9 protein-coding genes are annotated in these 12,614 nt (G+C 35.2%); 4 read left to right on the forward strand and 5 right to left on the reverse strand.

The window, feature by feature from the left end:
• The first annotated feature begins 19 nt into the window (after window positions 1-19).
• The 4 genes from AC5LXV_RS05125 to AC5LXV_RS05140 all read left to right on the forward strand — a co-directional run bounded on the left by AC5LXV_RS05125 (window position 20) and on the right by AC5LXV_RS05140 (window position 6,037).
• Window positions 20-1,483 (forward strand): tagaturonate reductase, encoded by a 1,464-nt coding sequence (locus tag AC5LXV_RS05125; RefSeq protein WP_493467545.1) that lies wholly within the window; start codon window positions 20-22, stop codon window positions 1,481-1,483.
• A 13-nt stretch (window positions 1,484-1,496) separates the two neighbouring features.
• Window positions 1,497-2,996 carry a UxaA family hydrolase gene (locus AC5LXV_RS05130; protein ID WP_493451897.1) on the forward strand — a complete coding sequence of 500 codons (1,500 nt, stop codon included), beginning with the start codon at window positions 1,497-1,499 and terminating at the stop codon, window positions 2,994-2,996.
• A 92-nt stretch (window positions 2,997-3,088) separates the two neighbouring features.
• Window positions 3,089-4,603 (forward strand): MFS transporter, encoded by a 1,515-nt coding sequence (locus AC5LXV_RS05135; protein WP_110434418.1) that lies wholly within the window; start codon window positions 3,089-3,091, stop codon window positions 4,601-4,603.
• 111 nt (window positions 4,604-4,714) lie between these two features.
• Window positions 4,715-6,037: a glycoside hydrolase family 28 protein gene (locus AC5LXV_RS05140; RefSeq protein WP_493467546.1), complete on the forward strand. Its 1,323-nt coding sequence runs from the start codon at window positions 4,715-4,717 to the stop codon at window positions 6,035-6,037.
• A gap of 62 nt (window positions 6,038-6,099) precedes the next feature.
• On the opposite strand, the gene AC5LXV_RS05145 is transcribed toward AC5LXV_RS05140, so the two are convergent.
• From AC5LXV_RS05145 to AC5LXV_RS05165, 5 genes are all read right to left on the reverse strand, one after another.
• Window positions 6,100-7,617, reverse strand: a complete 1,518-nt coding sequence (locus AC5LXV_RS05145; protein WP_493467547.1) for a UxaA family hydrolase — start codon at window positions 7,615-7,617, stop codon at window positions 6,100-6,102.
• Window positions 7,618-7,684: 67 nt separating this feature from the next.
• A complete protein-coding gene (locus tag AC5LXV_RS05150; protein ID WP_034883984.1) occupies window positions 7,685-8,701 on the reverse strand; it encodes a zinc-binding alcohol dehydrogenase family protein in 1,017 nt (338 codons plus the stop codon).
• 27 nt (window positions 8,702-8,728) lie between these two features.
• The gene (locus AC5LXV_RS05155) at window positions 8,729-10,168 is read right to left on the reverse strand and encodes a tagaturonate reductase (protein WP_493467548.1); all 1,440 of its coding nucleotides are present in this window, start codon (window positions 10,166-10,168) and stop codon (window positions 8,729-8,731) included.
• A gap of 113 nt (window positions 10,169-10,281) precedes the next feature.
• Entirely contained in the window at window positions 10,282-11,199 is a 918-nt protein-coding gene (locus tag AC5LXV_RS05160) for a GntR family transcriptional regulator (RefSeq protein ID WP_110434414.1), read from the reverse strand.
• Between the two features lie 106 nt (window positions 11,200-11,305).
• A complete protein-coding gene (locus tag AC5LXV_RS05165; RefSeq protein ID WP_034883319.1) occupies window positions 11,306-12,583 on the reverse strand; it encodes an MFS transporter in 1,278 nt (425 codons plus the stop codon).
• Between the last annotated feature and the right edge of the window lie 31 nt (window positions 12,584-12,614).

The raw sequence follows: 12,614 nt of genomic DNA on the forward strand, positions 1-12,614 counted from the left end.
TTAAAGAAGAGTTAGAGTAATGAAAACATTAAACAGAAATGATTTTCCGGGTGCAAAATATACGACTCGTGTTGTTCAGTTTGGCGAAGGTAATTTTTTACGGGCATTTTTAGATTGGCAGTTAGATATTCTTAATGAGAAAACTGATCTTGATGCGGGTGTTGTGGTGGTTCGACCGTTAAATACCGATTTTCCGCCATCATTAAGTATTCAAGATGGTTTGTATACCACATTGGTTCGTGGTTTAAATGAACAGAATCAAGCCGTGAAAGAGTTTAGATTGATTCGTTCAGTGAATAATGAAATCAATGTGTATACTCAATATGATGAATATCTTGAGTTAGCTAAAGATCCGAATATTCAGTTTATATTTTCAAATACTACCGAAGCGGGCATTAGTTATGTTGAAAGTGACCAATTAACCGATAAACCTGCAACTAGCTATCCAGCTAAATTAACCGCATTTTTATATGAAAGATTTGTTCACTTTGCGGGTAGTAAAGAAAGTGGTTTGATTATTATCCCTTGTGAATTAATTGATTATAACGGCGATGCACTTAAAAAATTAGTACTGAAATATGCCAACCAATGGAACTTGTCAGACAAATTCATACACTGGCTTGAAAATGATAATTTATTCTGTTCGACTTTAGTTGATAGAATCGTACCAGGTTATCCGAAAGCGCAAATTGCTGAACTTGAAGCTGAATTGGGCTATAAAGATAATTTTATTGATTCAGCGGAATATTTTTATCTGTTTGTTATTCAAGGACCTCAATGGTTGGCAGACAAGTTATGCCTAGATAAATGCGATATAAATATCAAAATTGTTGACGATATCAAACCATATAAAGAGCGTAAAGTGGCCATTTTAAATGGTGCCCATACCGCTTTAGTACCTGTTGCTTATTTATCGGGCATTGATACTGTTGGTGAATCAATGAATGATCCACAGATCTTATCTTATATTAAAGAGACTATTTTTGAGGAAATTATTCCTGTTTTAGATTTACCTCATCAAGAATTGGTTGATTTTGCTCAGTCTGTTATTAGTCGTTTTAAAAATCCATTTATTGAACATCAATTGATGTCAATTGCCTTAAACAGTATGACTAAGTTTAAAACCCGTATTCTTCCTCAATTAATCAATTATCAGCAAGAGAAAGGGACGTTACCTAAACATTTGGTCTTCTCTTTTGCGGCATTAATTGCATTTTATCGAGGTGTACGTAATGGGCAAAACTATCCATTACAAGATGATGCAATTTGGTTAGAACGTTTTAATAATAGCTGGACAGCCATTGCTGAAGGCAAAAGTTCATTAGAGGATTTAATCAAAGTAGTATTAGGTGACACAGCTCATTGGCAGCATGATCTATTAAGTATTCCTCAATTAGCACAAACTTTAACACACTATTTAACTGTCATAACCGAAGAGGGGATGCGTCAAGCAATTGAAAAATGTGTTGTTGGTAGCGAATAACATGAGTGATTTAATGGTTAAATATATAAAAATCAATAATAAAGATAATGTCGGTGTGGCATTATCTGATTTAGAAGCACATGAAAAAAATATCGTCGTTGATGGGCAGGTTATTGACCTACAAGAGCCGATTAAACAAGGGCATAAGTTTGCACTTATCGATATTGAGCAAAACGAGAATATTATTAAATATGGTTTACCAATAGGCCATGCTACCCGCTTAATTAAAGCGGGTGAGCATATTCATTCGCATAATTTGAAAACCAATTTAAGTGATATTAATGATTACCAATATCAACCTACTTTATCAAAAAATGAGTTGTTGCACGAGATAGCTGATAAAGAAGTGCAAATTTATCGACGTAAGAATGGTGAAGTTGGTATTCGTAATGAACTCTGGATTATACCAACGGTAACTTGTATTAACGGGATTGCAGAACAAATAGTTAAACAGTTTCGTGATGAGTTAAATAACCAATTAGCAATTGACGGTATTACGGTACTTGAACATCCTTATGGATGTTCTCAATTAGGACAAGATCATCAAAATACCAAAACTATTTTACAAAATTTAGTTAAACATCCTAATGCTGGTGCGGTTTTGGTGATAGGACTTGGTTGTGAAAATAATCAGGTTTCTGAATTTAAGGCTGATTTAGGAGAGTACGACGAGTCTCGAGTTAGATTTTTAATCGCTCAACAAGAGAGTGATGAAGTCGAATCAGCGCTGGTTCATTTAAGAGAACTTTATGCCATTATGCAACAAGATAAACGTGAAGTAGGGCGTTTAAGTGAATTGAAATTTGGCTTAGAGTGTGGTGGTTCAGATGGTTTTTCTGGGATCACCGCCAATCCAATGCTTGGTCTGTTTTCTGATTATGTTATTGCTCATGGCGGCACAAGTGTGCTTACTGAAGTACCAGAAATGTTTGGTGCTGAAAATATTTTAATGTCACATTGTATTGATGAGTCCACTTTTGACAAAACAGTACATATGATTAATGATTTTAAACAATATTTTATTGCAAATAATCAACCTATCTATGAAAACCCTTCTCCTGGTAATAAGGCTGGTGGCATTACAACGTTAGAGGAAAAATCTCTCGGTTGTACCCAAAAAGCCGGCGGTAGTGAAGTTATTGATGTACTTAAATACGGTGAAATGTTAACTAAACATGGACTGAACTTACTAAGTGCACCAGGTAATGATGCAGTAGCTACTGGCGCGTTATCAGCGGCTGGTTGTCATATGGTACTCTTCACGACAGGCAGAGGAACGCCTTATGGCGGTATTGTGCCAACGGTCAAAATTGCAACCAATACTCAATTGGCAGATAAGAAAACCAATTGGATCGATTTCAATGCCGGTAAACTTATACAGGGTGTATCAATGCAATCTTTGTTGTTAGAGTTTATTGAGTATATCGTTCAGGTTGCTAATGGCAAACCAACACGTAACGAAATTAACAACTTCAGAAACTTAGCCATTTTAAAAAGTGGTGTAACTCTCTAAGTAAAAATAAAAAAATAAATATCTATGTCATTAAGTCCTTCGGGACTTAATGCAAGGGATCTTTTTTTGTATAAAAATTATAGGAATCTTTTATGGGCAAAAGAAAAGAGAATAAAATTACATGGTTAGTAAGATTCTCCTACGGTAGTGGTAATTTAATTGGTAGTGGCGCATTAGCCATTAGTGGGGCTTGGTTACTCTATTTTTATACCACTTTTTGTGGTTTAAGTGTGGTGCAAGCAGCATTAATTTTTTCGATCGCTACTTATTTGGATGTCATACTCAATCCATTGATGGGCTTTATTACCGACAACTTTTATCAAACTAAAATCGGGCAACGTTTTGGCAGACGGCGATTTTTTATTTTGATTGGTATACCGTTGATGGTTATTTACCCAATGCTATGGATTGATGGTATGGGATTTTGGTACTACTTAGTTACCTATATTTTATTTGAGATTATTTATACCAGTATTATGATCCCATTTAATACCCTACCGGTAGAAATGACCGCTAATTTCTCTGAACGTACTTATTTGACTGGTTCGAAAGCGATGTTTGGTAAAGTAGCTAATTTCTTAGGTGCCGCAATACCGGGGGTATTTTTCTATTTTTACAGTAAAGAATCCGCAACACCATTTTTATTAACCGGCATCACTTATGCCACTATCATGATGTTAGCGTTAATTCTACTCTATTGTAATAGTTGGGAAAAACCTAAAGAAGAAGTAAAAGATGAATCTGTTCATAGCTTTTTTGAAGCTATTAAAAAACTTTTTATCGACATATTATCAACCTTCCGTATCAAAACATTTAGAACCCATTTGGGCATGTATCTATTTGGATTTGGTGCTGAATGGTTGTTTACCGCGGTATTTACCTATTTCATCGTATTTAGTTTAGGTGAACCGCGCTCATTTGTAGCTTCAATGAATTCATTAAGTAGTATTTGTCAGTTGGTTTCTACAGCATTTTTTATGATGTACTGTGCTAAAAAAGGCTTTAAAAAACCATTTATTATCGCACTATTAATTGTTATTTCATCAATGATGGGGTATGTCGGTATTTATTACTTTAATCTACCACATATTACCTGGATTGTAGTGGGTATTACTATTTGGTTTGGCTTGGGGACTGGTGGTGTTTACTATATTCCTTGGAGTGTCTATGTGTTCCTTGCTGATGTAGATGAAGTGGTAACCAATCGTCGTCGTGAAGGGGTATATGCAGGCGCAATGACGATGGCTGGTAAATTAGTTCGAGCTTCAATTGTTTTTGTACTTGGTGTGATATTAAGTGCTTATGGATTTGAATCGAAATCACATATTCAACCACAAAGTGCGATTGATGCTATTAATGGTATTATTTTGTATGGGGTAGTTGGTATGGCATTAATTGGCGCCTTTTTCGCTTGGCGAATGAAGCTTGATCACGCTACTCACTCCATCATTATTAATGAAGTTGCCCGTATCCGCCAAGGTGGCAAAATGGAAGATGTTACTCCTGAAACCCGAAAAGTGGTTGAAGAACTATCAGGCATCGCTTATGACAAATGTTTTGGTAATAATAACATTGGCTTTAAGCAAAAAGAGAGCACAACGAAATAAAGAAAATATATATCAGGATCAGGCTGCTGATCCTGCGGTTATACAATACAACAGCAAACATTAGAGCCAAATTACCAGGTTTATGTTTGTAAATATAGAAGGGACAAACTTATGACGACTATATCTGTAAAAGATTTTGGCGCTATTGGTGATGGCAAATCAATCAATACTCAAGCTTTTGCCAAAGCAATTGGGCATATTGAACAATTAGGTGGTGGAACGCTAATTGTTCCTGTTGGTACCTATTTTACTGGAGCAATTAAGCTTTGTAGCAACCTAACATTGGTTATTGAACAAGGCGCAACTTTACTCTTTTCTGATGATGCTAAGGATTATCCGGTGGTTAATTCTCGTTGGGAAGGTGTTAAGCAAGATGTGTATATGCCGTGTATATATGGCCAAAATATCAAAAATGTGGTTATCACCGGCAATGGTAAGATTGACGGAAATGGTCAAAAATGGTGGCATATATTTCGTCATGATCGAAGCAATCTTAAATACCCACGACCTTATTTAATTGGTTTTGATTTCTGTGAACGAGTTACTATTGAAAAAGTCTTTCTAACCCAATCACCGAGTTGGACAGTCCATCCGATGGAATCAAATAATGTCGTTGTCGATAATATTTCAATTCTTAATCCGGCTGATTCGCCAAATACCGATGGTATTAACCCTGAATCTTGTCGTAATGTGAGAATTTCAAATTGTTATATTGATGTTGGCGATGATTGTATTGCCATTAAAGCCGGCACTGAAGAAACGGCAGAAAAAAGCCCATGTGAAAACATTTTGATTACTAATTGTAATATGATTCATGGGCATGGTGCCGTGGTTCTTGGTAGTGAAATGAGTGGTTGCATCCGTAATGTCACAATTACTAATTGTGTATTCCAAAAAACTGATCGCGGAGTAAGATTCAAAACTCGCCGAGGTCGAGGGGGCACGATTTCTGATATCACATTTAGTAATATTGTTATGGACGAAGTGCTATCTGCTTTTGTGATGAACTATTACTACTATTGTGGTCCGAAAGGGAATGATCCTATTGTTTGGAATAAAGAGCCGATGCCAATAAATGAAGCCACTCCCGCTTGCCATAACATCAGTTTTTCAAACATTATTGCTAAAAATGTACGTGCTTATGCTGGCTTTTTATATGGTATTCCCGAATCACCAATTTCGAATATCTCTTTTGATAATATCCGGGTTTCAATGCAACAAAATGCGCAACCAGGCGAAGTTGATATGTTTAAAGATGTCAAACCTGAAGCGGGCAAAGGATTCTTTATTGAGAACGCCCAGAGCGTGTTATTTAATAATGTAATTATCGATAATATCGTCAGTGAACCGCTATTGGTTAAAAATAGTGAAGACGTTCATGTTAATCAATCTTTTGTTAAGCAAGATGGTAAATTAATTAGCTTGAAAGCTTAAGTATGATCGCTAAAATAACCGCGGCATAGAGTCAGCGGTTATTTTATTTTTATTTGTGAGTACTATTCAGTGACGCCATTTTTGAAAATGGTTAAATCACGAAATTCATTAATTTCGTTACATGTCTGTTTGCCATTGGTTATATCGACAATTAAATTAATAAATTGATCAAGTAATTGCTCCATTTTTATTTCATTGACTAATTGACCAGCATCAAAGTCTATCCAATGTTTTTTTCTTTGTGCAAGAGCCGAATTTGTCGATATTTTAACGGTAGGAACTATGCCGCCATAAGGCGTACCGCGACCGGTTGAAAATAGTACCATATGACAACCTGAAGCGGCTAAAGCACCGGTTGCCACTGCATCATTGCCCGGAGCGGATAATAAATTAAGCCCTGATTTTTCAAGCATGTCGCCATATTCTAAAACATCCATAACTTTACTCATTCCAGCTTTTTGGGTACAACCTAGTGATTTATCTTCAAGCGTTGTAATGCCACCAACTTTATTACCAGGGGATGGGTTTTCATAAATGGGTTGGTTATATGACATGAAATATCGTTTGAAATTATTAATCATGCTTACCGTTTTGTCAAAGACTGATGAGTCAATACAATGAGACATTAATATTGTTTCTGCACCAAACATTTCGGGTACTTCAGTCAGTACGCTAGTGCCACCATGAGAAATAACATAATCTGAGAATTTTCCTAATAAAGGATTAGCTGTGATACCGGATAAACCATCGGAACCACCGCATTCAAGTCCAAATTTGAGTTCACTTAACTTACCAGTCTCGCGTTTATCTGATTTCATAGTTTGATATAGCTCATGTAAGTAACTGACCCCTTGTTGGATTTCATCTTCAACTTCTTGGGCAATCATGAATTTTACTCGGCTACTATCATATTCACCCAGACTCTCTTTAAAAGCATTTAGTTGATTATTTTCGCAACCTAATCCGATTACTAACACCCCGCCGGCATTGGGATGCTTAACCATGTTTTGTAATATTTTTTTAGTTGCTTGATGGTCGGTTCCTAACTGGGAACAACCATAAGGATGAGAAAGTAAGTGAATACCATCAAAGAATGATTGATTGAGTAAAATATCTTGCTGAATTTCAGACAAAAATTGTTTGCGTATTTGATTGGCAATACCATTTACACAGCCAACAGTTGGAATAATCCATAATTCGTTCCTAATTCCGATATCATGGTTTTTTCTTCGATATATTTTAACCTCTCTATCAGGTAAGGTAGTTGAAATTATTTCATCAACTGGTTGATATTGATATTGATTAAGTTCGGCAAGATTGGTTTTTATATTAAATGTGTGAACATGTTCACCCGCTTGAATAATTTGGGTAGCATGGCCAATTGGAAACCCATATTTGATAATGTTTTCACCAATTGTTATTGGTTTAATGGCTACTTTATGTCCAAAAGGTATATTTTGTAATATGGTTACTTCGTTCTGCTGCTTCGCGTCTTGGTAGATTACTTTATCGCCCGGATACAATTCTTCTAATGCAATAATAACATTATCATTGTTATTAATTTTAATTGTTTTTTTCATTCATTCTTCCTTTAAATACGCATTTCCGTTACTAATGAAGTAGTAACGGAAATGATTAAAAGAGTATTTAATTTATTTTTATCACTGATTTTAATCGATTACTTGGATCATCCCGCATTTCTTTGAAAGCATTTTCAGCATTTTCTAATTCGTAAACATCGGTAATGATTTTTTTGACGTCACATTTTCCTGAGCGGACTAAATCAATTAATTCAACAAAATCTTTTTTCAATGCGTTACGAGAGCCAAATATATCTAATTCTTTGGTTTGAATTTGAGTAAAGGCAAAGTCTAGTTTTTGTTTACTCACGCCTACTAAGCCAACTCTACCTCGGTATGCGGCAGCATCGATACAATTTTGGAATGTTTGTGGTAACCCTGCACACTCAATACAGACATCAAAGCCATCGCCATTAGTGATTGATTTAACACATTCTGCAAAATCTTCCTTATCGGTTCTGATAATGCCTTTTGCCCCTAGTGATAGCGCTTTGTCTAGTCTTGATTGCATTACATCACTAACATATACCTCAGCCCCTTTTAATACAGCAGCCATGACAGCAAACAAACCGATCGGCCCAGCACCGACAACTAATACTTTATCGCCTTGTTTAACCGCGGTGCGTTGAACTGAGTGATAACTAATGCAGAAAGGTTCAATCATTGATAATGTTAAAGCATCTAAGCCTTTACCATCATAAATACGCTCAATTGGCATACTATAATATTGTCGGAAAATACCATCACGTTGAGCGCCGAGTGTCTGATTACTGGTGCAACAGTTAACAAATCCACGTCGGCATGAATAGCATTTACCACAATTGAAGTAAGGATTTGCGGTAACAATCATACCTGGTTTTATGCCATAATCGTTATCGGCAACTTCAACGACTTCGGCTGAAAATTCATGTCCGGGGATACGAGGATAACTAGCATAAAGGAAGGTTCCTTTATAGGTACCCATATCGGAACCACAAATTCCGCCATAGAGTACTTTTAGAATCGCTTCTCCTGGTTGTAATACCGGTTTATCCATTTCCTTTACTTCAACTTTACCGGGTTCAGGAATTACAATATATTTCATTTTATTCATGTTTTTTGCTCCTATAATTTAATTTTTTGGAATATAAAGTTTGATATCGCTTGATAAAATCTTCTCGAGATACTCAGTGACTAACTCTGTTAACCCAGTAATTTCATTTAAATTACGGTCCCAATGCTCACTTAATCCCAAAATATTAGTGACGAGTGCTTTGCAGTCATTTTTATAGAGCGGTTGCCACTGTTTAAATTTATCGAGTAAATGAGCATCATCAGTGAGTTCAATAACTTGACCTTGATATTCGCCTTGGTAAAAGGCGATAAGCGCCGCTAAGGAAAATGAAATGTAAGTTGGTGGTTTTTTGAATTTTTGACTATAGGTCAATAATTGTGGCAATAAGCGGGTTTTAAATTTTGTTAATGAATTTAATGAAATAGACATTAATTCATGTTTAATAAATGGATTTTTAAATCGTTTTAAAACTTCGTCAGCGAATTTTTCTAGCTCTTCTTTATCTAATGATAGTGTAGGTATGACTTCTTGATTAAGTAAATTCTTGATGAACGTTGCAATTTGCGGATCGTTCATACTTTCGCCAACAGTGCGTAAACCAGAAAGATAGGCAACCGGTACCATGGCGGTATGAGCACCATTTAGAATACCAACTTTTCTTTCTTTATATGGTTTGATATCTTCAACGACTAATATATTGAGATCGACCTGATCTAATTTCAGTTTTTGTTTTAACCAATTTGGACCTTGGATAACAAACAAATGAAAATATTCACCGGTATCTAAAAAACGATCTTGATAACCAAGATCATTTGCAATTTGTAGCGCTTCGTCTTTTGGATAACCGGTGACGATACGATCGACCAGCGTTGAACAAAACGTATTGTGTTCATTTATCCAAGTGATGAAATCATCATTGAGTTGCCATAATTTTGCATATTTAAGAATTAATTCTTTTAATTTATCTCCGTTATAATCAATAAGTTCACATGGGATGATGATTAATCCTCTGTTTTTTTCACCTTTAAAAAATTGGAAACGGTGATGTAAAAAAGCTGTTAATTTAGCTGGGAATGATGATGGTGGTGTGTCAGTTAGTTTATCGTTATTATTAAAGGATATACCGGCTTCAGTGGTGTTAGAGAAGATAAACTCTAAATCGGGATTTTCAGCAGATTTTAAAAATTGTTGGTATTGTTTATAAATCAATATTTCTTGGTTAACAGAATAAATAATTCTTGGTGTGGCTATCGTTTCACCTTGTTCATTGATACCTCGAATAATGGTGGTATAAAGGCCGTCTTGTTCATTGATAGATGGTTGATGGGTATCAATTGGTCTTACAATCGTCACACCACTATTGAAGTCGGTTTTCTCATTGAGAATATCTATAATCCAATCAACAAAAGCTCTTAAAAAATTACCTTCGCCAAATTGAATTATTTTTTCAGGGTATACCGGTCCAGGGAAATTGGTTCGATTTAATTGTTTATTCATATAATGTTCTCTTTATCTAATTGATTAGTAGGTAAAGAGAACTATAAAAGATGACAAATTATGCGATGTTTTTTTTTAGTGGTTTCGTGTTGAAGATATAACTTTTTTGTTTTTTATCTGTTTTTTATTGCTGATGTTCTTCCAATTGATTCTTGCATTGACTTTTTAGCAGTATTGAGATGTCGACATAATGCTGTTGTAGCTGCTTGCTCATTTTTTTGTAGAATTGCTGTTAACACTGCAATATGTTCAGATACGGCAATACTATTTCGTTGTTTTAAATCACTACTATCCCATTGATAATGAAAATGAAATATGACGGATATTAAATCAAAAGATTGCATGAAAAAAGGGTTGTTATTACAAGATAAAATCAGTTCGTGAAAATCGCGATCAAGCGTTGAAAATAGTCTGTATTCATGTTGTATATTGGTTTGAAGTTGTTTATGTCGTTCTAATAACTCTTTAGCTTTAATCCAGTTGATATGATCATCAGGTTGAGCCATGAAGGTTTTAAGGGCAAAAACTTCTAATATACAACGAAATTCATATAATTTTTCAGCATAGTCATTAGCGAAGGTTTCTAATTTCCATTCGCCTTTTTTTACATTATCAATTAGTCCATAATGTAAAAATCGTAATAAAAATTCACGGACTACAAATGGGCTAACATTGGTATCTTTAGCTAATTGGATTTCATTAAAATTATCTCCAGGTAGGATTTTTTTACTATTGATTAAATGGTAAAAATAGTGCTCAAATTTTTTATCTTGAATATTCCTTTTTTCAAATACACATGCAATTTTATCTTCTGAGGTTGGTTGTCTTAGTTGACGATATTCTCCTTCTTCAAAGACTAAAATTCCGGCTTGACATAAATAATCTAATACCGCTCTAATTGTCGTGCGACTGACATTAAAAGCATCAGCAAGAATTGATATAGAAGGAAGAGGAAAAGATAATATTTTGTTATTGATGCAATCAATAAATTGATTAATTGTATTTTGTCTTAATGTTTTACTTCTGCCCATATTACGTTTCTCAATAATTTTTTAATATAAAAATTTGAGTTTATGAAAATTCTACACAAAAGTTTTGGTAGAATTTTCAGACATAATGGTTAATTTCCTAATGTTATTAAATCGATTCGTTTACGGTAATCGGCTTAATATCTTTTAATACTAATAAATAAACCAATGCGCCTATTGCACAAGCGCCGCCAGAAACAACTAAAGCATACATAAATGAACCTGTTGCTCCGATAATGTAGCCTGTTACAATTGGTCCTAAAATACCACCACAATTTGATACGGTATTTTGAATGCCGCCTAAAACTGATGTCATATTTCTTGGTGCAATATCTCCAGGTAAACACCAGATTGCTGAACCAGCAAAAGCTAAACCTATATAAGATATACATAATAACATCATCATAACTGATATCGAGTCGACTAATCCAGCAAGTGAGATTGAAGTTGCAACTAGCATGCCACAAACTAAATTCACTTTTCGGGCAACATTGATATTATTGGTTTTTATATAAATAAAATCAGTTAGCCAGCCACCAACCCATTGGCCAATTATCCCACATAGCGGAGGTAGCATCGCTAGGAAGCCCATTTCTGTTAGACTTAAACCTCTTTCTTTCATTAAGTAAGTAGGGAACCAAGTAATGAAAAAATAGACAGCATAATTAAGCATGAAGAATCCAATACACATAGCAACGACATTTCGGTATTTTAATAATTGATACCATTTCATTGGTTGTATTTTGTCGATTCCTTCTTTTTTTACTTGTCCATCGCGAATGTATTTAAGTTCTGTTTCACTAATCTTCGGATGTTGTTCAGGGTCTTGATAGACACATAACCACCAAACCACCCAAATCAGTCCTAATCCTCCGCAAATAAAGAATGCCGCATGCCATCCCCAACAAGCAATGATCCAAACAACCAGAGGCATGGCAAAGGCGGTGCCAAATCTTGAACCACTATCAAATAGTGAAGTGACACGTCCTCTTTCTCTATCTGGGAACCATTTGGCCGTTATACCACCATTACAAGGGTATGCTGCTGCTTCTCCAACGCCCATAAATACTCGAGCAAAAATAAAACCAATAGGTGTGGTTGCTAATGCTGTTGCACCTGTGGCTAAAGACCACCAAGTTACCGAACCGGCTAACGTCTTTCGCTGTCCAAATCTATCCGCAAGGAAGCCGGCAGGTATTTGGCAACAAGCATAACTTAAGAAAAATGCAGACATTATCCATCCCATCGCTTCAGGTGAAATATTTAAATCTGTAGCAATAATTGGTGCAGCAGCTGACATTACAGTTCTATCTAAATAATTAATTATTATGGCAAATAGCATAAGTATTGCTATATGAAATCGAACACGACTATTCTGTTTAGGCATAAAAAACCTCTTTTTACAAATGGTTAAATAA

Source organism: Gilliamella sp. LMG 34359 (genome assembly GCF_984569085.1).

What these genes read in the sequence shown, in the direction of transcription:
- AC5LXV_RS05125 (WP_493467545.1), top strand. Translation starts at nt 20, where the DNA reads ATGAAAACATTAAACAGAAATGATTTTCCGGGTGCAAAATATACGACT.
- AC5LXV_RS05130 (WP_493451897.1), top strand. Translation starts at nt 1,497, where the DNA reads ATGGTTAAATATATAAAAATCAATAATAAAGATAATGTCGGTGTGGCA.
- AC5LXV_RS05135 (WP_110434418.1), top strand. Translation starts at nt 3,089, where the DNA reads ATGGGCAAAAGAAAAGAGAATAAAATTACATGGTTAGTAAGATTCTCC.
- AC5LXV_RS05140 (WP_493467546.1), top strand. Translation starts at nt 4,715, where the DNA reads ATGACGACTATATCTGTAAAAGATTTTGGCGCTATTGGTGATGGCAAA.
- AC5LXV_RS05145 (WP_493467547.1), bottom strand. Translation starts at nt 7,617, where the DNA reads ATGAAAAAAACAATTAAAATTAATAACAATGATAATGTTATTATTGCA.
- AC5LXV_RS05150 (WP_034883984.1), bottom strand. Translation starts at nt 8,701, where the DNA reads ATGAAATATATTGTAATTCCTGAACCCGGTAAAGTTGAAGTAAAGGAA.
- AC5LXV_RS05155 (WP_493467548.1), bottom strand. Translation starts at nt 10,168, where the DNA reads ATGAATAAACAATTAAATCGAACCAATTTCCCTGGACCGGTATACCCT.
- AC5LXV_RS05160 (WP_110434414.1), bottom strand. Translation starts at nt 11,199, where the DNA reads ATGGGCAGAAGTAAAACATTAAGACAAAATACAATTAATCAATTTATT.
- AC5LXV_RS05165 (WP_034883319.1), bottom strand. Translation starts at nt 12,583, where the DNA reads ATGCCTAAACAGAATAGTCGTGTTCGATTTCATATAGCAATACTTATG.